This window comes from Noviherbaspirillum album, assembly GCF_035916955.1.
Classification (GTDB): Bacteria; Pseudomonadota; Gammaproteobacteria; order Burkholderiales; family Burkholderiaceae_D; genus Noviherbaspirillum; species Noviherbaspirillum album.
The window spans coordinates 26284-47731 of the sequence record NZ_JAWIIV010000041.1; the positions used below are offsets into that span (position 1 = coordinate 26284).

General features: G+C 63.8%; 19 protein-coding genes and 1 tRNA gene. 11 read left to right on the forward strand and 9 right to left on the reverse strand.

Annotated elements, in window-relative coordinates; genetic code table 11:
- Window positions 1–27: 27 nt before the first annotated feature.
- Genes RY831_RS28035 through RY831_RS28060 form a run of 6 tightly spaced genes read right to left on the reverse strand, consistent with a single transcriptional unit; the run spans window position 28 to window position 7620 of the window.
- A complete protein-coding gene (locus RY831_RS28035) occupies window positions 28–1347 on the reverse strand; it encodes a TolC family outer membrane protein (RefSeq protein ID WP_326509633.1) in 1320 nt (439 codons plus the stop codon).
- 34 nt (window positions 1348–1381) lie between these two features.
- On the reverse strand, window positions 1382–1705 hold the full coding sequence (locus tag RY831_RS28040) for a rhodanese-like domain-containing protein (RefSeq protein WP_326509634.1): 324 nt from the start codon (window positions 1703–1705) through the stop codon (window positions 1382–1384).
- A 31-nt stretch (window positions 1706–1736) separates the two neighbouring features.
- On the reverse strand, window positions 1737–2387 hold the full coding sequence (locus RY831_RS28045; protein WP_326509635.1) for a protein-L-isoaspartate O-methyltransferase family protein: 651 nt from the start codon (window positions 2385–2387) through the stop codon (window positions 1737–1739).
- 50 nt (window positions 2388–2437) lie between these two features.
- Complete coding sequence (locus RY831_RS28050; RefSeq protein ID WP_326509636.1) at window positions 2438–5659, reverse strand: efflux RND transporter permease subunit; 3222 nt, start codon at window positions 5657–5659, stop codon at window positions 2438–2440.
- A 58-nt stretch (window positions 5660–5717) separates the two neighbouring features.
- Window positions 5718–6953 carry an efflux RND transporter periplasmic adaptor subunit gene (locus RY831_RS28055; RefSeq protein WP_326509637.1) on the reverse strand — a complete coding sequence of 412 codons (1236 nt, stop codon included), beginning with the start codon at window positions 6951–6953 and terminating at the stop codon, window positions 5718–5720.
- A gap of 7 nt (window positions 6954–6960) precedes the next feature.
- Window positions 6961–7620: a TetR/AcrR family transcriptional regulator gene (locus RY831_RS28060; protein WP_326509638.1), complete on the reverse strand. Its 660-nt coding sequence runs from the start codon at window positions 7618–7620 to the stop codon at window positions 6961–6963.
- A gap of 244 nt (window positions 7621–7864) precedes the next feature.
- Between RY831_RS28060 and RY831_RS28065 the strand changes: the two genes are divergently transcribed.
- The 7 genes from RY831_RS28065 (at window position 7865) to recQ (ending at window position 15084) form a co-directional block, all read left to right on the forward strand.
- Entirely contained in the window at window positions 7865–9457 is a 1593-nt protein-coding gene (locus RY831_RS28065) for an efflux RND transporter periplasmic adaptor subunit (protein WP_326509639.1), read from the forward strand.
- Window position 9458: 1 nt separating this feature from the next.
- The gene (locus tag RY831_RS28070) at window positions 9459–10202 is read left to right on the forward strand and encodes an ABC transporter ATP-binding protein (protein WP_326509640.1); all 744 of its coding nucleotides are present in this window, start codon (window positions 9459–9461) and stop codon (window positions 10200–10202) included.
- Window positions 10199–11431, forward strand: coding sequence for an ABC transporter permease (locus tag RY831_RS28075; RefSeq protein WP_326509641.1), 1233 nt, complete (start codon window positions 10199–10201; stop codon window positions 11429–11431). The genes RY831_RS28070 and RY831_RS28075 overlap by 4 nt, the downstream gene beginning before the upstream one ends.
- Window positions 11424–11702 (forward strand): YkgJ family cysteine cluster protein, encoded by a 279-nt coding sequence (locus RY831_RS28080; RefSeq protein ID WP_437126333.1) that lies wholly within the window; start codon window positions 11424–11426, stop codon window positions 11700–11702. The genes RY831_RS28075 and RY831_RS28080 overlap by 8 nt, the downstream gene beginning before the upstream one ends.
- A 10-nt stretch (window positions 11703–11712) precedes the next feature.
- A complete protein-coding gene (locus RY831_RS28085; protein ID WP_326509642.1) occupies window positions 11713–12264 on the forward strand; it encodes a DUF1439 domain-containing protein in 552 nt (183 codons plus the stop codon).
- Window positions 12265–12351: 87 nt separating this feature from the next.
- Entirely contained in the window at window positions 12352–13185 is an 834-nt protein-coding gene (locus RY831_RS28090; RefSeq protein ID WP_326509643.1) for an undecaprenyl-diphosphate phosphatase, read from the forward strand.
- 75 nt (window positions 13186–13260) lie between these two features.
- Window positions 13261–15084 (forward strand): DNA helicase RecQ, encoded by a 1824-nt coding sequence (gene recQ / locus RY831_RS28095; protein WP_326509644.1) that lies wholly within the window; start codon window positions 13261–13263, stop codon window positions 15082–15084.
- Between the two features lie 263 nt (window positions 15085–15347).
- Here recQ and gntR read toward each other — a convergent pair whose 3' ends face one another.
- Complete coding sequence (gene gntR / locus RY831_RS28100) at window positions 15348–16370, reverse strand: HTH-type transcriptional regulator GntR (protein ID WP_326509645.1); 1023 nt, start codon at window positions 16368–16370, stop codon at window positions 15348–15350.
- A 238-nt stretch (window positions 16371–16608) separates the two neighbouring features.
- On the opposite strand from gntR, the gene RY831_RS28105 reads away from it, so the two are divergent.
- The 4 genes from RY831_RS28105 to RY831_RS28120 are packed head-to-tail and all read left to right on the forward strand — an operon-like array spanning window position 16609 to window position 20043.
- A complete protein-coding gene (locus tag RY831_RS28105; RefSeq protein ID WP_326509646.1) occupies window positions 16609–17154 on the forward strand; it encodes a gluconokinase in 546 nt (181 codons plus the stop codon).
- Window positions 17151–17726 (forward strand): TRAP transporter small permease, encoded by a 576-nt coding sequence (locus tag RY831_RS28110; RefSeq protein WP_326509647.1) that lies wholly within the window; start codon window positions 17151–17153, stop codon window positions 17724–17726. Before RY831_RS28105 ends, RY831_RS28110 begins: the two co-directional genes overlap by 4 nt.
- A 1-nt stretch (window position 17727) precedes the next feature.
- Window positions 17728–19005 (forward strand): TRAP transporter large permease subunit, encoded by a 1278-nt coding sequence (locus RY831_RS28115; RefSeq protein WP_326509648.1) that lies wholly within the window; start codon window positions 17728–17730, stop codon window positions 19003–19005.
- A 21-nt stretch (window positions 19006–19026) separates the two neighbouring features.
- A complete protein-coding gene (locus RY831_RS28120; protein ID WP_326509649.1) occupies window positions 19027–20043 on the forward strand; it encodes a TRAP transporter substrate-binding protein in 1017 nt (338 codons plus the stop codon).
- A gap of 66 nt (window positions 20044–20109) precedes the next feature.
- On the opposite strand, the gene trmB is transcribed toward RY831_RS28120, so the two are convergent.
- Window positions 20110–20790, reverse strand: a complete 681-nt coding sequence (gene trmB, locus RY831_RS28125; protein ID WP_326509651.1) for a tRNA (guanosine(46)-N7)-methyltransferase TrmB — start codon at window positions 20788–20790, stop codon at window positions 20110–20112.
- Between the two features lie 146 nt (window positions 20791–20936).
- A tRNA-Gly gene (locus RY831_RS28130) sits at window positions 20937–21010 on the reverse strand.
- Window positions 21011–21448: the final 438 nt, after the last annotated feature.

The following is a 21448-nucleotide window of genomic DNA, read 5'->3' on the forward strand; positions in this document are numbered from 1 at the left end:
TAGCGTCCGGAATAGAGCGAATCCGCTCTAGTGCTGCAGCAGGCCGTTGACCTGCGCCAGATCCTCCTCCTTCAGAATGCCGGCCGCCGACTTCAGGCGCAGGCTGTTGACGATTGCATCGTAGCGGGCGCGGGCCAGGTCGCGGCGGGTGGAGAACAGCTGCTGCTGGGCATTGAGCACGTCGATGTTGATGCGCACGCCCACCTGGTAGCCGAGGCGGTTGGATTCCAGCGCCGACTGGCTGGACACTTCCGCCGCTTCCAGCGCGCGCACCTGCGCCAGCCCGGAATTGACGCCGAGGAAAGCCTGGCGCGCGCTCTGCGCGGCGACGCGGCGGGCATTCTCCAGATCGGATCGGGTGCGCTCCTGCAGCGCAATCGCCTCGCGCACCCGGCTGTCGACCGCGAAGCCGGAGAACAGCGGAATGTTCCATTGCACGCCGATCGCATTGCTGTCGGAGGTGGTGCCGGCGGCGGAGGTGGTGCTGGCGGTCTGGTTGTTGTGGCTGCGGCTGGCGACCAGGTCGACGGTCGGATAGTGGCCGGCGCGGTTGCGCTTGATCTCGCGGCGCGCGATTTCCAGCGCCAGCTGCTGGCCGATCACGCCGAAATTCTGCTGCTCGGCGCTTTGCACCCAGGTATCCAGATTCGCCGGTTCCGGCGCGCCGATCTGCACGCCCGAGCGCAGCGAGGCCAGTTCGCCGCTCGGCTTGCCGATGATCTGCTGCAGCGCGCTGCGCTTGATCTCGAGATCGTTGAGCCCGGCGAATTCCTGGGCGATCACGAGGTCGTAGCGCGCCTGGGCTTCATGGGTATCGGTGATGGTCGCGGTGCCGACCTCGAAGTTGCGCTTGGCCGATGCCAGCTGTTCGGTGATCGCGGTCTTCTGGGCCTGCACCGAGGCCAGCGCATCCTGCGCGGCCAGCACATCGAAATAGGCTTGCGCGACGCGCACGATCAGGTCCTGCTGGGCCTGGGCGAAGGTAGCTTCGCTGGCCGCCACCGACAGCTTGCCCTGCTGGTACTGCTCCCAGTTGGCGAGGCGAAACAGCGGCTGCGACAGCGAGACCGAATAGCCGCGGGAAGTGAAGTTCCTGCCGAATTCCACGCCGCCGGAGTCGATGTCGGCATTGGTGCGGTTGACGCTGCCGCCGACGCCGATCTGCGGCAGCAGCCCGGCGCGGCCCTGTATCTCGCGTTCCTGGCCCGCCGCCAGCGTGGAGCGCGCGCTGGCGTACACCGCGTCGTTCGCCAGCGCTTCCCGGTAGACCTGCAGCAGATCGATGGCATGCGCATTGAGCGACAAAACGCTGCCTGCAAGCAGGGTGGCAAGTACGGTCTTCCGCATTACGTGTTCTCCCGGGGAGTCAGTGAAACGATGATTAGTAAGTGGGCATGGAATTGTCGACCTGCAGCGCCCATGCATGGACGCCCCCGGTCAGGTTGATCACCTGCGGGAAGCCGTTGCGTTCCAGGAACGCGGCCACCGACATGCTGCGCGCGCCATGGTGGCAGATGCAGACGATCGGTGTTTCTTCGTCGAGCTCCTGCAGGCGCGCGGGGATTGAATTCATCGGAATCGGCACCGAGCCCTCGATGTGGCAGGTCTGGAATTCCCAGGGCTCGCGCACATCGAGCAGTACCGGCTTGTCGCGCGCGGGGTCGGCGAGCCAGGCGGCCAGTTCGGGGGCGGTCAGTGTTTGCATGGCATTGATCTCGGAAGGTGGATTGCGCCGCTCAGAAGGTGAAGGCCGGCGGCAGGATGGCTTCGCGCAGCGGATTGACGTTGGTCTCGAAGACCTTGACGGTGTCATAGGCGCTGTCGGACTTGCGGGTGGTGACCTGCGCGGTCATGACCGGGGGCACGCCGACGATGGAGAACAGGCGGCCGCCGACCTTGAGCTGCTGCAGGAATTTTTCCGGAAGCACCGGCAGCGAGCCGGAAATCACGATCACGTCGTACTGCTCATCGCCCCAGCCCTGGGCGCCGTTGCCCTGGACCACCTCGACATTGGCGGAGCCGAAGGCCGACAGGTTCTTTTGCGCCATGGCCTTGAGCTCGGGATTGATTTCCACCGTCGTCACATGGCGCGCCTTGTGGGCCAGCAGCGCAGCCATGTAGCCGGTGCCGGCGCCGATCTCGAGCACGCTTTCATGCTTCTTGATTTTCAGTTCTTCGATGATGCGCGCTTCCATCTTCGGCGCGAACATCGATTCGCCGCCGGGCAGCGGGATTTCGGTATCGACAAAGGCCAGGCTCTTGTAGGCGTCGGGCACGAATTCTTCGCGCTTGACCACCACCAGCATGTCGAGTACGTCCGGCGACAGCACATCCCAGGGGCGGATTTGCTGTTCGATCATGTTGAAACGGGCTTTTTCGATATTCATGTCAGGACCAGGGAGTCAGAAAGTGGGTTGGAAACGAACTCGCTATTTTATCAAACGACATCGCTGTTTTTGCTTTGAAGCACCGGCGTTGCGGGCTTTCCCTGATGCATATCAGCCGCATCGCCATGCCATTTGCGCCTTGCCCATGCTGCAAAATCGTCGAGATAGGTATAGATCACCGGCACTACCACCAGGGTCAGCAATGACGAAGTGATAATGCCGCCGATCACCGCCTGTCCCATCGGCGCGCGCTGCTCCGATCCCTCGCCCATGCCGAAGGCCAGCGGCACCATGCCGAACACCATCGCCAGCGTGGTCATCAGGATCGGCCGCAGGCGCACGTGGGCGGCCTCGAGCAGGGCGGCGGTGCGCTCGGCGCCGGCCTTGCGCGCCTGGTTGGCGAAGTCGACCAGCAGGATCGCATTCTTCGTCACCAGGCCCATCAGCATGATGAAGCCGATGATGGAAAACATGTTCAGCGTCGAACGGAACACCATCAGCGCCAGGAACACGCCGATCAGCGTCATCGGGAGCGCCGACATGATGGCCACCGGCTGCAGGAAGCTGGCGAACTGCGAGGCCAGGATCATGTAGATGAAGATGATGGCCAGCAGCAGCGCCGACAGCGCATAGCCGAACGATTCCTGCATGCTCTTGGTCGAGCCGCCCATCTGGTAGCGGTAGCCCGGCTGCCAGTTCATGGCATCTAGCACCTGGCGCACCTGCGCGCTGACTTCGCCCGGCGAGCGGCCCACCACGTTGGCCGACAGTTCGACCTCGCGGCTGAGGTCGCGCCGGTTGATCTGGTTGGCGCCGGTCGACGGCGTGATGGTCGCCACCTGGCGCAGCGGCACCATCTTCGGCGTGCCGTCGGCATTGGTCTGCGTACTGGCCAGCATCAGGCGCGACAGGTCGTCGGCATTGTCGCGGTCGGACGGGGCGAGCCGCACCTTGACGTTGTAATTCTCGTCGTCCGGCGCGCGCCAGGTGGTGGTTTCGTCGCCGGCCAGCAGCGGGCGCAGCGCGTTGCCGATCTGCGCCACGCCGACGCCGAGGTCGGCGCCGATGTCGCGCTTGGGCTCGACTGCGATGGTCGGTTTTTCCGCCTTCAGGCTGGAGTCGAGATCGACCACGCCGGGAATGGCGCGGATCTTTTCCATCGCCTCGTCGGTGAGCCGTGCCAGCTGCTTCAAATCGGTGCCCTGCAGGCTCAGGCGCAGCTGCTTGTTGTCGCCGCCGACGCCGTCGAGCGAGCCGACATGCGTGACCGTGATGCCGGCCACCTGCAGCAGGCGCTGGCGCATCGGGTTCGCCAGCTGGCCGGTGCTGCGTTCGCGTTCGTCGCGCGGCACCAGCCGGATGAAGGTGGTCGCGTAATTCTTGCCCTGCGCCGAGCCGGTGTTGACGGTGGTGTAGAAGTCGCGCACTTCCGGGAATTCTCGCAGCACGTTTTCCACCTGGCGCGATTTCGATTCGGTGAATTCGATCGAGGACCCGACCGGCGTGTAATACGTTACGCCCATCTCCGAGTAATCGCCCTGCGGCACGAATTCCGTGCCGATCAGGCCCGAGGCGGGAATCGCGAAGCCGGCGAAGAAGGTGGCGGCGGCGATCGCCAGCGTCGACTTGCGTCGCCGCAGCGACCAGGCGAGCAGGCGCTGGTAGGTGCGCGACATCCACTGCACCAGGCCGTCGAACCAGGCCAGCACCCGGCCGATGGTGCGGCCGTACAGGCTGTTGTCGGGCTGCGTGCCGTGCACCGCCGGGTCCTTCCATACCGAGGACAGCATCGGGTCCAGCGTGAAGGACACGAACATCGAGATCAGCACCGCCGCCACGACGGTGATGCCGAACTGGTGGAAGAAGCGGCCGATGATGCCGCCCATGAAGCCGACCGGCAGGAACACGGCGACGATGGAGAAGGTGGTGGCCAGCACCGCAAGACCGATCTCCGCCGTGCCCTCCATCGAGGCGGTGCGGTGGTCCTTGTAGCGGCCGTTGACCTTCATGCCGGCATGGCGCACGATGTTTTCCCGCACCACGATGGCATCGTCGATCAGCAGGCCCACGCACAGCGACAGCGCCATCAGCGTGATCATGTTGATGGTGAAGCCGAAGATGTACATGAACAGGAAGGTGCCGATGATGGCCACCGGCAGGGTGAGGCCGGTGATGACGGTCGAGCGCCAGGAATTCAGGAACAGGAACACGATGAGAATGGTGAGCACCGCACCCTCGATCATGGTGCGCCGCACGTTGTCGACGCCGGTGCGGATCTGGCGCGAGCTGTCCTTGATGACTTCGATCTTCACGCCGGGGTAGAGCGCCTGCAGGCGCGGCTCCAGGTCCTGAATCGCTTCCTTCATGCCGTCGGCGACATCGATGGTGTTCTGGCCCTGGGCTTTGAGGATCGATACGGCCAGCGTGCGCTTGCCGTTGTAAAGCGCCAGGCTTTCCTGCTCTTCCTGGCCGTCGACCACGGTGGCGATCTGCGACAGCGTAACCGGCTGGCCGCCGCGGCGGGCGACGATGATGCGGTTGAAATCCTGCGGATCCTTCACCTTGCCCTGGATTTGCACCACCTTTTCATCGGCCGCCGAGCGGATCGCGCCGGTCGGCAGTTCCTGGTTCTCGTTGCGCAGCGCATTCATTACCTGGTCGATGCCGATGCCCAGCGCTTCCATCTCGCCGGGGCGCACATAGATCTGGATCTCGCGCTTGACGCCGCCCACCAGCGTGACGGATCCCACGCCACGCACGTTCTCGAGGCGTTTCTTCACCACCTGGTCGGCGATGGTGGTGAGTTCGCGCATGTCGCGCTGGCGCACGGCCGGATCGCTGGTGACGGCGATCGACATGATGGGCTGGTCGGCGGGATCGAAGCGCATCACGCGCGGTTCCTTGACCTCGCGCCGGAACAGCGTTTTCACGAGGGCCACTTTCTCGCGCACGTCCTGCGCCGCCTGGGCCGGGTCGATGGTGAGGTCGAACTCGATGATGACCACCGAGCTGCCTTCATACGAGCGCGAGTACAGGTTCTTGATGCCGTTGATGGTGTTGACGGTTTCCTCGACCTTGCGCGTGACGTCGGACTCGATTGTCTCCGGCGACGCGCCGGGATATTCGGTCTGCACCACCACGACGGGAAAGGTGATATCGGGGAACTGGTCGACCCGCAGGCGCTGGTAGGAAAACAGCCCGAGCACGACTAGCACCATCATCATCATGGTGGCGAGGACAGGGTTGCCGATGCTAATGCGGGTGAACCACATGAATTGCCTTGTTCAGCGTTCGGCGCGGCGCTTGCGCGTCGCGCCCATGGTTATTGAGTTACTGCGTCGTTGCCGATGCCGATGCCGATGCTGCGGCTGCGGCTGCGGCTGCGGCCGGCGCGGCATGGGGCGCCGCCTGGTTGCCGCTGCCGACCAGCTTGACCGCCGTCCCGGTACGCAGCACGCCGAGGTTGGTCCTGACGATCTGCATGCCGGCGTCGAGCCCGGCGGCGATTTCGAATGCTTCGACGCCGCCGCTGTCACCGCTGCGGCCATCGTCGCCCAGCGTCACGGTGCGGCGCGTCAGCTTGCCGCCTTCGATCGCATAGACATACGGCTGTCCGCCGTCACGCTGGATGGCGGTGCGCGGCACGGTCAGCACGCCGCTCTTCCTTACAAGCACCAGCTGCGCCTCGCCGAACATGCCCACGCGCAATGCATTGTCATCGTTGGGAATCTGTACATACACCAGGATGGAACGCGAGCCCGACTGTGTGGCCGGGTTGATGCGGGCGACCTTGCCGGGGAAGGGCTTGGACAGGCCTTCGACCCTGACTTCCACTTCCTGGCCGAGCGCCACGCTGCCGATCTCCGAGGCCGGCACCGCGGCTTCCATTTCCATCTGGCCGAGATCGACCACGTCCAGCAAGCGGTTGTCGGCGGAGACCTTCTCGCCCGGCTGCACGGATCGCATGCTAACCAGCCCGCCCATCGGCGACTTGATCACCGTGTCGGCCAGCGCTTTCTGCGCAACGTCGAGCGCGCCGCGCGCAGATTCCACATTGGCGCGGGCGATGTCGTATTGACTGGCGGCGTTGTCGAATGCATTCCTGGAGATGAAACCCTTGTCGAGCAGCGCGCGGTTGTTGTCGCGCGCCTTGGCGGCGATGTCCAGCTGGCCGCGTGCCGCCGCCAGCGCTCCCTGGGCCTGGCCAACGCGGGCCTGGTAGTCGCTCGCATCCATGCGCACCAGCACCTGGCCCGGCTTCACCGCTTCGCCTTCGCGCACCAGTACTTCGCGCACATCGCCCGGCACGCGCGCCTTGACGCTGACCTGGTTGAGCGCGCGCAGCGAGCCCGACAGCGGCATCAGCCGGCGCAGTTCGCCGACCTGCACCCGCATCACGTCGGAGGGCAGGAATTCCATCACGGCAGGGGCTGCAGCGGAAGCAGCCTGCGGCGCCTTGTTCGTGTTCGCGGCGGGCTTCTTCAGCATGCCCGCGGCGATGCCGCCGACCAGCAGGACCAGTAGGCAGATGGCGAGTATGATCCAGAACGAACGGCGTTTCAGCATGGCGGTCTCATCGGGAAGGCGTCAGGGCAGCGGGTTTGAGCACGCCGTGCAGGAAAAGGTCGATGAAGCTGTCGAGATACTTGTCGGGCGACATCGCGGCTTCGCCATGGCCCAGCGCGCCGAACGAGTGTTTCCAGAGCATCAGCATGATCATCGGAGCGCACAGTATGTTCATTGCCTGCTTGACATCGATGCTGCGGAATTCGCCGCGCTCGATGCCGCGCTCGAGCATGTGGGCGATCATCGCATTGCCGCGATGGATCACTTCCTCATGATAGAACCTGGCCACTTCCGGGAAATTGTTTGCCTCGGCCACCATCAGCTTGGTAATGCCGGACAACTTGGTGTTACCAATACGGTCCCACCAGCCATGGGCGATTTCGCGAAACAGTTCCGCCGTGGAACCCTGGAAGCTGCCGACGATTTCCTCGGCCTCGCCCAGCACCGGCACCACGTTTTCGCGGACCACCGCCTTGAACAATTCTTCCTTGTTGGCGAAATAGAGGTACAGCGTTCCCTTCGATACGCCGGCTTGCGCGGCGACATCATCGAGGCGGGTGGCCGCATAGCCGCGCTCGACGAACAGATCCAGCGCGGCCGCGAGCAATTCCTGCGGACGCGCTTCCTTGCGCCGCGTCCAGCGAGGCTTCTTGAAAGGGCAATTCATGTGGGAAATAGATGAGTGCAAATAACTTACTTACGAGTCAGTAATATAAGGTCGGGTCCGGATAGCGTCAAGGCATTTGCCTTATATAATTTGCGCGGGCTACGCAAGTCGGCTTGGTCGGGCTTAAATCGGGCCTGCTACAAAACGACAAGAAGGCCGTGCCGATAGCCAGTAGAATCGCAGCATTTCTCCGTCTCTCAATTGGCCGCGTCCGCCGCGCCGCAAATCATCCCGGTTCACGCTTATGAATCTTTTGAAAAGGGGAAGCCTGCTCTCCCTGATCATCCTCCTGCTCGCCGCCGGAGGCGGTTACTGGTATTGGCAAAAGCGCAATGCCGGACCGGAATACCGCACGACCAAGATCGAGCGCGGCACCATCACCGCCAGCGTTTCGGCCACCGGTACGCTTAGCCCGGTGGTGCAGGTGCAGGTCGGCTCGCAGGTATCGGGGCAGTTGCGCGACGTGCTCGTGGATTTCAATAGCGAGGTCAAGCAGGGCCAGATCATCGCCCGCATCGATCCGCAAACCTTCGAGTACCGGGTCAAGCAGGCCCAGGCCGATGTCGATGCCGCGCGCGCGCAGATTCTGACACAGCAGGCCAACATCGCCGCGCAGCGGGCGCTGGTGGCCAAGGCGGAAGTCGACCTGGCGCAGGCGAAACGCGACCTCGATCGTAAAACGCAACTGGTGGACAAGGGATTCATCTCCGGCGCCGAGCGCGAAACCGCGCAGGCCGTCTACAACTCGGCGGTGCAGCAGCTCAATACCGCGCGTGCGCAGGCCGACGTCTCGGCGGCCAACCTGCGCAATGCGCAAGCCGTGGTCAAGCAGCGCGAAGCCCAGCTGGCGCAGGCCAACATCGATCTGGGCCGCACCGAGATCCGCGCGCCGGTCAACGGCATCGTCATCAAGCGCAGCGTAGAACGCGGCCAGACCGTGGCGGCCAGCCTGCAGGCGCCCGAACTGTTCATCATCGCCGAAAGCCTGGCCGACATGCAGGTCGACACTTCGATCGACGAATCCGAGATCGGCCGCGTGCGCACCGGGCAGAAGGCGACCTTTACCGTGGATGCCTTCCCCGGCCGCAGCTTCGAGGGCACGGTCAAGCAGATCCGCAAGGCATCGCAGAATGTTTCCAACGTGGTGACCTATACCGCCGTCATCAGCGCCGCCAACCCCGCGCAGGAACTCCTGCCCGGCATGACCGCCAATGTGCGCGTCGTGACCGACAGCCGCAGCGACGTGCTCAAGGTGGCCAACGCCGCATTGCGCTTCAGGCCCGCCGGTGCGAACGCCGCCGAGCGCGGCGCGAATGCGCCGGCGGCCGCGCCGCGCGAGGGGAACGGCGGCAATGGAAACAACGGAGCGGGGCCGGGCGGCCAGATGCGCGCCCAGCGCGAACGCCTGGAACGCGAGCTTGCGCTGAGCGACACCCAGAAAAGCAAGCTCGACGGCATCTATGCCGGCATGCGCGAGAAATTCGCCGGCCTGCGCGATGCGCCGGAGGAGGAGCGCCGCGGGATGGCCGAACGCAACCGCAGCGAGCTGCGCGCGCAGATCATGGAAATCCTCGACGCCGAGCAAAAGAAGAAATACGAGCAGATCCTCGCCGAAACAGATGGACGGCGCGGCGGCAATGCGCGCGGCCGCATCTATGCGCTGGATGAGAAAAACCAGCCGCAGGCGATCGAAGTGCGCCTCGGCCTGAGCGACGGCACGGCCACCGAAGTGATCTCGCCGGACGTCAGGGAGGGCATGGAAATCATCACCAACGCTGTGCAGCCGCAGGGCGATGCGTCGAAGTCCCGCGCGTCGCGCGGACCGAGGATGTTCTGACATGCCGCTGATCCAGACAGCCGATCTCGTCAAGGAATACGTCATGGGCAGCAACCTGGTGCGTGCGCTGCGCGGGGTGTCGCTGTCCATCGCCGAGGGCGAATTCGTCGCCATCATGGGCGCGTCGGGTTCGGGCAAGTCCACCTTCATGAACCTGCTCGGCTGCCTCGATTCGCCAACCTCGGGACGCTACCTGCTGGCCGGGGAGGATGTCGCCGGGCTCGATGCGGATGCGCTGGCCGCGATCCGCAACCGCCGCATCGGCTTCGTATTCCAGCAGTTCAACCTGCTGCCGCGCACCACCGCGCTCGACAACGTGGAACTGCCGCTGCTGTATTCCGGCGCGCCGGCCGCCGAGCGCAGGCAGCGAGCGATGCAGCGCCTGCAGCAGGTCGGCCTCGGCGAGCGCGTCGACCATCATCCGGCGCAGCTGTCGGGCGGCCAGCAGCAGCGCGTCGCCATCGCCCGCGCGCTGGTCAACAATCCCTCGCTGATCCTTGCCGACGAGCCCACCGGCGCGCTCGATTCGCGCACCAGCATCGAGATCATGGCGTTGATGCAGCAGCTCAACAGCGAAGGCATGACCATCGTCATCGTCACCCATGAACACGACGTCGCCGCCTTCGCCTCGCGCATCATCCATTTCCGCGACGGCGCCGTGATCTCCGACGAGGTGAACGCGCCGCAGGATGCGCGGGCCGAGCTCGCGCAATTTTCCGGAGCCGGCGCGGGAGCTTCCGCATGAATCTCGTCGTCATCATGCGCATCGCGCTCAATGCGCTGCGCGTCAACAAACTGCGCTCGATGCTGACCATGCTCGGCATCATCATTGGCGTGGCGGCGGTGATCACCATGATCGCCGTCGGCGCGGGCGCGCAGGCGCGGGTGGAGGAGCAGATCAAGAGCCTGGGCTCCAACCTGATGATCATTCTGCCTGGCTCCTTTACGCAATCCGGCGTGCGGATGGGGGCGGGTGCCAACCAGAGCCTGACCGACGACGACGCGGCGGCCATCGTGCGCGAAGTCCCGGAGGTACAGGTGGCCGCGCCGTCGAACCGCCGCAGCGAAACTGTGGTGGCCGGCACCACCAACTGGTCGACCCAGATCTATGGCGTCAACCCGGATTATTTCGAGGCGCGCGACTGGCCGCTGGAATCGGGCCGCATGTTCGACCAGGCCGAGCTGTCGGGCTCTGCCAAGGTGGCGCTGATCGGCCAGACCACAGCAAGGCAATTGTTCGGCGATCTCGACCCGGTCGACCAGATGGTGCGCATCCGCAAGGTGCCGTTCACCGTCATCGGCGTGCTCGAACGCAAGGGCCAGAGCATGCTTGGCCAGGACCAGGACGACGTCATCATGCTGCCACTGACCACCGCCCGCAACCGGCTGTTCGGCAATACCCAGGGCAAGCTGCGCCGCGTCGGCACCATCCAGGTCAAGGTGCGCGAGGGCGCCAGCATGAAGGAAGCGGAAGAGAAGATCCGCGAACTGCTGCGCCAGCGCCAGCGCACCCAGCCGGGGCAGGACGATGCCTTCACCATCCGCAACCTGACGGAGATCCTGCAGGCGCAGGAAGAGTCGTCCCGCATCATGACCCTGCTGCTGGCGGCGGTAGCTTCGGTGTCGCTGCTGGTCGGCGGCATCGGCATCATGAACATCATGCTGGTGTCGGTGACCGAGCGAACCCGCGAGATCGGCCTGCGCATGGCCGTCGGCGCGCGCGGCAGGGATATCCTCAACCAGTTCCTGGTGGAGGCGGTCACGCTGTCGCTGATCGGCGGCTTCGTTGGCATCGTGCTCGGCATCGCGGCATCCTTCCTGGTCGGCGAATTCGCGGGCTGGACCACGCGTCTTTCGCCCGAATCCATCATCCTCGCCGTCGGCTTTTCGGCCGCGATCGGCATCTTCTTCGGCTACTACCCGGCGCGCAAGGCGGCCGGGTTGCTGCCCATCCAGGCCTTGCGCTATGAGTAAACTGGCTTGCCGGGCCGGATGCGGCGCCTGCTGCATCGCGCCCTCGATATCCTCGGCGATTCCCGGCATGCCGCAGGGCAAGCCTGCCGGCGTGCGTTGCATACAGCTCGACGACTTGAACCGATGCATGATTTTCGGCAAACCCGAACGCCCCGCGGTGTGCGAAAGTCTGCAGGCTACGCAGGAAATGTGCGGCGAGTCGAGCCAACAGGCGATGCATTTCCTGGCGCGGCTGGAACGGCTCACCGCTGCCGACCCCGCGGGTGGCTGATGGAGGTGTGATGAAATTCCGGTTGGGCTGGTGTTGCCAATGCGTCTTGCTGTTGCTGCTATGTTCCTGCGCCACGCTGATGGGGCCGCAGACCAGGGAGATTCCGCTGGCGAAACTGCAGGAAGCGATTTCACAGCGCTTTCCCTTCAATAACCGCTTCCTGCAGCTGCTGGATGTGCGCGTAACCAATCCGCGCGTGTCGCTGCAGCCCGAGGGCAACCGCATGCTGACCAGCATGGACATCTCGATCGCGCCGCCGCTGATTGGCCGTTCATGGACCGGCAGCCTCGCCATCTCGGGCCGGCCGCAGGTCGACATGGCGCGCACCGCGGTGGTGCTGGCCGATCCGCGCGTCGAAGGCCTGAACATCAACGGACTGGATCCGGCGTATGCCAGCCAGGCGACGCGCATCGGCAGCTTTCTCGCCGAGCAGCTGCTCATGGACATGCCCTTGTACACCTTTCGTCCTGAAGACCTCAGGTTTGCGGGAACGAGCTTCAACCCGACTGGTATTGCGATGAGGCAAGACGCTGTCGTGATAAGCTTCGAGCCCGTAAAATAATTCTCCGGCTTCCCGCCCGACCCGCGCAGCGTCGTTTCCCGCGGGTTTTTTATTGACCTGAATTTTTGAACTGAAACACGATTGCTTATGGATCTCACGCTTGCGCTCAAGGCGCTCATCATGGGTATCGTCGAAGGCTTGACCGAATTCCTGCCGATCTCCTCCACCGGCCACCTGATCCTTGCCGGCAGCCTGCTCAATTTCACCGGGGAGAAGGTCAAGGTATTCGAAATCGTCATCCAGGCCGGCGCCATGCTCGCGGTGTGCTGGGAATTCCGCAAGCGTATCGCCAGCGTGCTGGGCGGCTTGGGCAGCGACCCCAAGGCACGGCGTTTCGCGCTCAACGTGGTCATCGGCTGCACGCCGGCGGCGGCGCTCGGCCTCGTGTTCGCGGGCAGCATCAAGGCGCACCTGTTCGCACCGATACCGGTGGCGATGGCTTTCATCGCCGGCGGCCTGGTCATCCTCTGGGTGGAGCGCCGCAACCGCGAGTCGCCGTCGGCGGTGCGCGTGGAGTCTGTGGATGAGATGACGCCGCTCGACGCGCTCAAGGTCGGCCTGGCGCAAGCCTTCGCGCTGATTCCCGGCACCAGCCGCTCCGGCGCGACCATCATCGGCGGCATGCTGTTCGGCCTGTCGCGCAAGGCGGCGACCGAGTTCTCCTTCTTTCTTGCGATTCCGACACTGTTCGCCGCGACCATCTATTCGGTGTACAAGTCGCGCTCGCTGCTGGAAATGTCCGATCTGCCATGGTTCAGCATCGGGGCGGCCTCGGCCTTCGTGTCCGCCTTCCTGTGCGTGCGCTGGCTGTTGCGCTACATCAGCTCGCACGACTTCACGGTGTTCGCCTGGTACCGGATCGTGTTCGGCTTCATTGTGCTTGCGTCTGCCTACGGCGGCTGGGTGGTGTGGGCGGAATGACACTTGCCTGAGGCGCCGTTGCGGGCAATACCCGCGATGGCGCCTTGCCGGTCCCGCATGCACTAAAATAGCGGGATGTCTGAAATCGCTAGCAACGACCGTGCATTGCATATCCTCCAAACGGTCTTCGGTTATCCCTCCTTTCGCGGCCATCAGGCCGATATCGTGAATCATGTCGCCCGCGGGGGCGACGCACTGGTGCTGATGCCCACCGGCGGCGGCAAATCGCTCTGCTACCAGATTCCGGCGCTCATGCGCGATGGTGTCGGCGTGGTGGTGTCGCCGCTGATCGCGCTGATGCAGGACCAGGTCGACGCGCTGGCCGAAGTCGGCGTGCGCGCCGCCTTCCTCAATTCCACCCAGAGCTTCGATGAGGCAATGCGCACCGAGCGCATGGTGCGCAACGGCGAACTCGACCTGATCTATGTCGCGCCGGAGCGCCTGATGACGCCGCGCTGCCTCGATTTGCTGGAGTCTTCCAAGATTGCGCTGTTCGCGATCGACGAGGCGCACTGCGTGTCGCAGTGGGGACATGATTTCCGTCCGGAATATATTCGCCTGTCGGTGCTGCATGAACGTTTTCCGCAGGTGCCGCGCATCGCGCTGACGGCGACCGCCGATCCGCAGACCCGCGCCGAAATCGCGCACCGGCTGCAGCTCGACGATGCGATGCAGTTCGTGTCCTCGTTCGACCGGCCCAACATCCGCTACCAGATTGTCGAAAAGACCAATGCGCGCAAGCAGGTGCTCGATTTCATCAACGACGAGCATCCCGGCGAGGCCGGCGTCGTGTATTGCCTGTCGCGCAAGAAGGTGGAGGAGACCGCCGAGTTCCTGCAGTCGCAGGGCATCAATGCCTTGCCCTACCATGCCGGCATGGACATGCCGGTGCGCACCGCCAACCAGGCGCGCTTTCTGCGCGAGGAAGCCATCGTGATGGTGGCGACCATCGCCTTCGGCATGGGCATCGACAAGCCGGACGTGCGTTTCGTCGCCCACCTCGACCTGCCGAAAAGCATAGAAGGCTATTACCAGGAAACCGGCCGAGCAGGGCGCGACGGCGCACCGGCCGATGCCTGGATGGCCTATGGCCTGCAGGATGTGGTGCAGCAGCGCCGCATGATCGACGAGTCGGAAGCCGACGACAATTTCAAGCGGGTGCAGTCGGCCAAGCTCGATGCCATGCTCGGCCTGTGCGAAACCCTCAACTGCAGGCGGGTGCGGCTGCTCGACTACTTCGGCCAGGCGTCCACGCCTTGCGGCAACTGCGACATCTGCCTCAGTCCGCCGGTATCCTTCGACGGCACGGTGCCGATGCAGAAGCTGCTGTCAACCATCTACCGCGTCGACCAGCGCTTCGGCGCCGGACACGTGATCGATGTCGTGCGCGGCGCCGACTCCGACAAGATCAGGCAATGGCGGCATGACAAGCTGTCCACCTTCGGCATCGGCAGCGAGATCAGCGAGCAGGAATGGCGCGCGATCCTGCGCCAGGCCATCGCGCTCGGCCTGGTGACGGTCGATCACGAGGCCTATGGCTCGCTGAAGCTGACCGACGAGGCGCGCCCGGTGCTGAAAGGGGAGCGCAAGATACAGCTGCGGCAATACCAGAAGCCGGTCAAGAAGCGGCGCGAGGCGACCAGGTCGAAAGGGTATGTCGAGGCCGACCTGTCGGGCGCCGAACAGGCGGTGTTCGAGAAGCTGCGCTGGTGGCGCGTCGAAACCGCGCGCAAGCACAATGTGCCGGCGTATGTGATCTTCCATGACGCAACCATGCGCGAAATTGCGAAGAACCGGCCGACCTCGCTGGAGGATCTGCGGCATGTGTCGGGGGTGGGGGAGAAGAAGCTGCAGACCTACGGCGAGGAGATCGTGGCGCTGATTGCGGAGCTGGGGTAGGTTTTCAAAACATCTCGCGTATTGATTTTAAGTTGATGGTACTGATGCACATGGTTTGGCTCCCTTCTCCCGCAGGCGGTAGAAGGGCTGGGGATGAGGGGGCCTGTCACGACCTCTTGAGGCTTTAACACCACCCTCACCCCTACCCCTCTCCCGCCTGCGGGAGAGGGGATCCACTTTCCGCGCTAAGGACTTATGCCGGTTGCTAGCTCAGTCAAGCGGATCCGCGTTCGCTGTATCAGTTTTAACAACAGCGTCAAATCTCAAGTACTCTCCCTCACCACCAGCGAAAACCCGAGATCCTTCTTCGCCGGCTCCGGCTTTTCCCCCTTCATCAATTGCAGCAGCATCTCGGCCGCGGTATGGCCGATCTCGTAGCGTGGCGTCGCGATCGTGGTGAGCGCCGGATGCACCCATGCCGCAGGCGCGAGGTCGTTGAAGCCGGCCACCGCGAGCTGCTGCGGCACCCGGATGCCGCGCCGCTGGCATTCGAACAGCACGCCCAGCGCAAGGTCGTCGTTGCAGCAGAACAGCGCATCGGTCTGCGGCGCTTGCCGCAGCAGCTTGTCGAGCAGCGTCGCGCCTAGCCCGATGGATGAAGGCGTGGAGTCGAGCAATTCGCCGACCGGGTAATTGACGCCCGCGTCATGCAGCGCGGCGCGGTAGCCGGCCAGGCGTTCCAGCACCCGCGGATCGAGCTGCGCGCCGAGGAACCCGATGCGACGGTAGCCGCGTTCCAGCAAGTGCCGGGTGATCGCGCGGCCGGCATCGAACTGCTCCAGTCCGACCGAATAGGCATCGCCGTCCGTCATTTCCATCATGTGCACCACCGGCACCCGGCTGCGGTTGAGCAGTTCGCGGGTTGCCGCGGTCTGGTCGAAGCCGGTGATCAGGATGCCGTCCGGAGAATGTTCGAGATAGGCGCGCAGCAGGCTTTCCTCTTCCTCCGGCGAGTAGCGGGTATCGCCGATCAGGGTGCGGTAGCCGGCGCGGTTGAGCACGTCGCGCACGCCTTCCAGCAGCTGGGTGAAGACGGTGTTGGAGAGCGAGGGAATCAGCACCGCGACGCTGTCCGAACGGGCCCGTGCCAGCGCCCGCGCCGCCCGGTTGGGCATGTAGCCGAGTTCGGCGATCACGCCTTCGATCTGCGTGCGCAATTCTTCCGAAACGAGATGGGGCGTATTGAGCACGCGCGATACCGTGATGGCGCTGGTGCCGACGCGCTCGGCAATTTCGCTGAGCGTGACTCGGCCGGTCTGGGTGGGGCGGGGCTTGCGCGTGGACATGAATCAGGGTTTTACCGGAATCGGTGCAAGGCCGCAAGACTGCCTGCTCCGCAGGCATTGCCAGCAAGGCCGGCGGTCTCCTCCGTCCAGAGCATTCCATTGGATAACTTTTCCATCGCAGCGAAGTAGCATTTGCTGCGGCGCGACATAAAAAGCGCTTTACAAACTATGGTGGATAGATCAACAATGCGACCGCTGTTAGCGCTAACATAAGCGTAACAAGATGAGAGCGACGAGGATGATGGAAAAGAAACAACAACCGCAGATCATGCGGTGGGTGGTGATGGGTGTCAGCGGCTGCGGCAAGAGCAGCGTGGGCAGCGCCGTCGCGCAAAGGCTTGGCATAGAGCATGTCGAAGGCGACGCCGACCATCCTCCCGCCAACATTGCCAAGATGGCCGCCGGCATTCCGCTCGACGACACCGATCGCCACGGCTGGCTGCTCCTGCTCAAGCAGCGCATCGCCTATGCCGCCAGCCAGGGGAACGGCCTGGTGCTGTCCTGTTCTGCGCTCAAGCGCCGTTACCGCGACCTGCTGCGCGAAGGCGATCCCGACCTGTTCTTCCTGCACCTGCATGGCGACCGGGCACTCATCGCCGAACGCATGCAGGCCCGCTCCGATCACTTCATGCCGGTCGCGCTGCTCGACAGCCAGTTCCGCGACCTCGAAACCCTGCAGGCCGACGAATTCGGCCTGTGCGTCGATATCCGCAATCCGCCGGAAGTGCTGATCGAACAGGCGCTCCTGCATCTGCAGCACCATCCGTTCAAGGAGGAGAAATGAGACATCTTGTCCTGCGCGCCGAGCGCCTGGTCGAATGGCTGATGGGCCTTGCGCTCGCCATCATGGTGGTCCTGGTCTTCGGCAACGTGGTGCTGCGCTACGTGTTCAGTTCGGGCATCGCCTGGGCCGAGGAAATTTCGCGCCTCATGTTCGTCTGGCTGATCTTCCTCGGCGCCGTCCTGGCGCTGCGCCAGCATGCCCATCTCGGCATGGAGATGGTGCAGGCCAAGTTGCCGCCTTCCCTGCGCCGTGCCTGCGCGGTCGTGAGCCACCTGCTGATGCTTTACGGCCTCTGGCTGTTCCTCGACGGCAGCTGGACCCAGACAGTGATCGGCATGAACACCTATTCGACGGTGCTCGGCTATCCCACCGCGCTCATGGCCGGCTCCGGCCTGCTGTGCGCGGCATCGATGATGCTGATCGTCGGCGTGAACCTGTGGCGCATTCTCCGCAACGATTCTCGCGCCATGGTGCCGGGATCGACGATTGAAAACAACGCCCCGCCGCCGGCGGAGGCGCATGCCGTATCCGCCACACCTGCGGCGCACGGCCAGCTGCCGAGGGAGGTGTGACATGACGATGGGAATCTTCCTGGGCGCGCTGACGGTGCTGATGGGTCTCGGCATGCCGATCGCCTTCGCCCTGCTGCTGACCGGCGTGGTGCTGATGGTGCATCTCGATTTCTTCGATGCCCAGCTGGTCGCGCAAAACATGCTGTCCGGCGCCGACAACTTCCCGCTGATGGCGGTGCCGTTCTTCATTCTCGCCGGCGAACTGATGAACGCCGGCGGCATTTCTAAGCGCATCATCAACCTCGCGGTGAGCCTGGTCGGCCACATCCGCGGCGGCCTCGGCTATGTGGCCATCGGCGCTTCCGTGCTGCTGGCCAGCCTGTCGGGTTCGGCCATTGCCGACACCGCCGCGCTGGCCACGCTGCTGATCCCGATGATGCGCGACAACGGCTACCCGGTGCCCGAGAGCGCGGGCCTGATCGCCTCCGGCGGCATCATCGCGCCCATCATTCCGCCGTCGATGTCCTTCATCATTTTCGGCGTCGCCACCAATACCTCGATCAGCGCGCTGTTCCTGGCCGGCATCGTGCCCGGGCTGCTGATGGGCGCGGTACTGATCGCTGTCTGGGCCACGCTCACGCCGCGCATGAACGTCAAGGCGCAGCCGAAGGCAAGCTGGGCCGAGCGCAAGCATGCGCTGGTCGACGGCATCTGGGCGCTGCTGCTGCCGGTGATCATCATCGGCGGCTTGCGCGGCGGCCTGTTCACGCCGACCGAAGCGGCGGTGGTGGCAGCGGTGTATTCGCTGCTGGTCAGCGTGTTCATTTACCGCGAGGTGACGGTTAACATCCTCGGCAAGCTGCTGGTCGATGCCGCGCGCACCACCAGCATCGTGATGTTCCTGTGCGCCGGCGCGCTGGTGTCATCCTACATGGTCACGCTGGCCGACCTGCCGGCACAGCTGATCGACATGCTGCAGCCCTTGATGGACGATCCGCGCATCCTGATGGCGGCCATGATGCTGCTGCTGCTCGCAGTCGGCATCGTGATGGACCTGACGCCGACCATTCTTGTGATGGCGCCGGTGATGATGCCGATCGCGGTCAAGGCCGGCATCGACGCCACCTATTTCGGCGTGATGTTCGTGCTGGTCGGCACCATCGGCCTGATCACGCCGCCGGTATGCACCGTGCTCAACGTGGTATGCGGCGTCGCCAAGATTTCGATGGAGCGCGCCACCCGTGGCGTCTGGCCCTTCCTGATGGCCTACCTGTCGCTGCTCATCCTGTTCGTCGTTTTCCCCGGTATCGTCACGGTGCCGATGACCTGGTTCCGTTAATAACACTCATAGGAGACTTTCATGAAGAAGCTCATCAATGCGCTCGCCGTGGCGCTCGCCTTCACCGGCACGGCCGGCGCCTTCCACGCGGTGCACGCGGCAGACTACAAGCCTCGCATCATCCGCTTCGGCTATGGCCTCGCCGAGGACAGCAACCAGGGCCGCGCGGTCAAGCACTTCGCCGACGATCTCAGCAAGCGCACCGGCGGCAAGCTGAAAGCCAGGGGCTTCGCCAGCGCCAGCCTCGGCAGCGATACCCAGATGCAGAACGCGCTGATCGGCGGTGCCCAGGAAATGACGGTGGTATCCACCGCCACGCTGGTCGGCATCGTCAAGGACTTCGGCGTGTACGACCTGCCTTTCCTGTTCGCCAACGAGAAGGAAGCCGATGCCGTGCTCGACGGTCCGTTCGGACAGAAGCTCGCCGCCAAGCTGCAGGACAAGGGCCTGGTCGGACTGGTGTACTGGGAGAACGGCTTCCGCAACCTGACCAACACCAAGCGCCCGGTCGCGAAACTGGAAGACCTGCAAGGCATCAAGCTGCGCGTGATGCAGAACCCGGTGTACATCGACATGTTCAACAGCTTCGGCGCCAATGCGGTCCCGCTGCCATTCTCGGAACTGTTCACCGCGCTCGAAACCAAGACGGTCGATGGCCAGGAAAACCCGGTCAATACCATCCAGTCCAGCAAGTTCTATGAAGTGCAGAAATACCTGTCGCTGACGAAGCATGTTTACAGCCCGTGGATCGTCCTGGCCAGCAAGAAATGGTGGGATGGCCTGTCGGCCGACGAGAAAAAGGCGATCCAGGAGGCCGCAGTGTCATCACGCGACTTCGAGCGCAAGGACAGCCGCGAGGCAGCGGTCAAGGCGGTCGATTTCCTGAAGGAGAAGGGCATGCAGGTGACCGTGGTCAGCGATGCCGAACTGGCACGCATGCGCGAAAAGGCCAAGCCGGCCTTCGACAAGTTCGCGGCCGACGGCGGCGCCGAAGTGATCAAGGATCTGCAGGCAGCGATTGCGGTGGTCCGCAAGTAATCCAAGCTAACACCAGCGGAAAGCAGCGAGGCCGTCCCGGTGCAATACCGGTGCGGCCTTTTTCATTTACTGCTTGACGAAGACCAGGTCCCACACGCCGTGGCCGAGCTTGATGCCGCGGTTCTCGAACTTCGTCACCGGCCGGTAGTCCGGCCTTGGCGCATAGCCTTCGGCGGTATTCTTCAGCGCCGGCTCGCCGCCCAGCACCTCCAGCATCTGTTCCGCATATTCCTGCCAATCGGTCGCGCAATGCAGGTATCCGCCCGGCGCCAGGCGCGACGCGAGCAGCTGCACGAACGCCGGCTGGATCAGGCGGCGCTTGTTATGCCGCGCCTTGTGCCACGGGTCGGGAAAGAAAACATGCACGCCCGCCAGGGAATCCGGCTTCACCATGTGCGTCACCACCTCGAAGGCATCATGCTGGATCACGCGCAGATTCCGCAAATCCTGTTCGCCGATCAGCTTGAGCAGGCTGCCCACACCCGGCGTATGCACTTCCACGCCGACAAAATTCTTGTCCGGCATGCCGGCCGCGATCTTCGCCGTGGTATCGCCCATGCCGAAACCGATCTCGAGGATGGTCGGCGCACTGCGGCCGAAGGCCTGGTCGAAATCGAAAGCCTGCTTCACATAGGGAATGCAGAACTGCGGGCCAAGGGTGTCGATGGCGCGCGCCTGCGCGATGGACAGGCGTCCGGCGCGGGTCACGAAACTGCGGATGCGATGCTCGGTTGGGTCATACAGCATTTGGCGTGCGCTGCCGTTGCCGGCGCCGTGGTCACCTTGGTCGCGTTGTTCGCTTGGTTCGCTCTGATCGGATGGGTTTTCAGACATGCTCGGATTGAAAAAATGCAAATAAAAATGGCACCCGCCGGTGCCATGCGTTTCGATACTGGAGCGGGTGAAGGGAATCGAACCCTCGTCGTAAGCTTGGGAAGCTTCTGCTCTACCATTGAGCTACACCCGCGACAGGCGTGATTTTACGCGGGATGGCAAGACGAGGGAATGACCATCCCACCAGGAAATTGCATCTCAGGCATAAGCAAACCGCAAAACCGATTTCCTGCGGCGAACTTCTGCCCCGCTACGGCGACGGAATACCGGTGTTCGAACTGTTGCGCATGTCCATCAGTGTTGCATTGCTTGCAACGAAACAACATTTCTATATGTTAGTATTGATGCAACATTTTTATTGCATTTCGGTTATTTATTTGCATGCGCGGACGTCTCCAAATCATCGTGCAGCAACGCAATACCGTCGGAGAATACATGTCGCTCAAGCCCAACATCGCCAAAGCCGCCGAAGTCCTGCACATCGCCGGCCACCCGCTGCACGGCCACGCCATCCGCGACTTCGCCACACCCGCCACGCCGTTCTTCCCCACCTTCGCCTCCACCGAACAGG

Coding starts and splice junctions, on each gene's coding strand:
- RY831_RS28035 (WP_326509633.1), bottom strand. CDS start 1,347: ATGCGGAAGACCGTACTTGCCACCCTGCTTGCAGGCAGCGTTTTGTCG.
- RY831_RS28040 (WP_326509634.1), bottom strand. CDS start 1,705: ATGCAAACACTGACCGCCCCCGAACTGGCCGCCTGGCTCGCCGACCCC.
- RY831_RS28045 (WP_326509635.1), bottom strand. CDS start 2,387: ATGAATATCGAAAAAGCCCGTTTCAACATGATCGAACAGCAAATCCGC.
- RY831_RS28050 (WP_326509636.1), bottom strand. CDS start 5,659: ATGTGGTTCACCCGCATTAGCATCGGCAACCCTGTCCTCGCCACCATG.
- RY831_RS28055 (WP_326509637.1), bottom strand. CDS start 6,953: ATGCTGAAACGCCGTTCGTTCTGGATCATACTCGCCATCTGCCTACTG.
- RY831_RS28060 (WP_326509638.1), bottom strand. CDS start 7,620: ATGAATTGCCCTTTCAAGAAGCCTCGCTGGACGCGGCGCAAGGAAGCG.
- RY831_RS28065 (WP_326509639.1), top strand. CDS start 7,865: ATGAATCTTTTGAAAAGGGGAAGCCTGCTCTCCCTGATCATCCTCCTG.
- RY831_RS28070 (WP_326509640.1), top strand. CDS start 9,459: ATGCCGCTGATCCAGACAGCCGATCTCGTCAAGGAATACGTCATGGGC.
- RY831_RS28075 (WP_326509641.1), top strand. CDS start 10,199: ATGAATCTCGTCGTCATCATGCGCATCGCGCTCAATGCGCTGCGCGTC.
- RY831_RS28080 (WP_437126333.1), top strand. CDS start 11,424: ATGAGTAAACTGGCTTGCCGGGCCGGATGCGGCGCCTGCTGCATCGCG.
- RY831_RS28085 (WP_326509642.1), top strand. CDS start 11,713: ATGAAATTCCGGTTGGGCTGGTGTTGCCAATGCGTCTTGCTGTTGCTG.
- RY831_RS28090 (WP_326509643.1), top strand. CDS start 12,352: ATGGATCTCACGCTTGCGCTCAAGGCGCTCATCATGGGTATCGTCGAA.
- recQ (WP_326509644.1), top strand. CDS start 13,261: ATGTCTGAAATCGCTAGCAACGACCGTGCATTGCATATCCTCCAAACG.
- gntR (WP_326509645.1), bottom strand. CDS start 16,370: ATGTCCACGCGCAAGCCCCGCCCCACCCAGACCGGCCGAGTCACGCTC.
- RY831_RS28105 (WP_326509646.1), top strand. CDS start 16,609: ATGATGGAAAAGAAACAACAACCGCAGATCATGCGGTGGGTGGTGATG.
- RY831_RS28110 (WP_326509647.1), top strand. CDS start 17,151: ATGAGACATCTTGTCCTGCGCGCCGAGCGCCTGGTCGAATGGCTGATG.
- RY831_RS28115 (WP_326509648.1), top strand. CDS start 17,728: ATGACGATGGGAATCTTCCTGGGCGCGCTGACGGTGCTGATGGGTCTC.
- RY831_RS28120 (WP_326509649.1), top strand. CDS start 19,027: ATGAAGAAGCTCATCAATGCGCTCGCCGTGGCGCTCGCCTTCACCGGC.
- trmB (WP_326509651.1), bottom strand. CDS start 20,790: ATGCTGTATGACCCAACCGAGCATCGCATCCGCAGTTTCGTGACCCGC.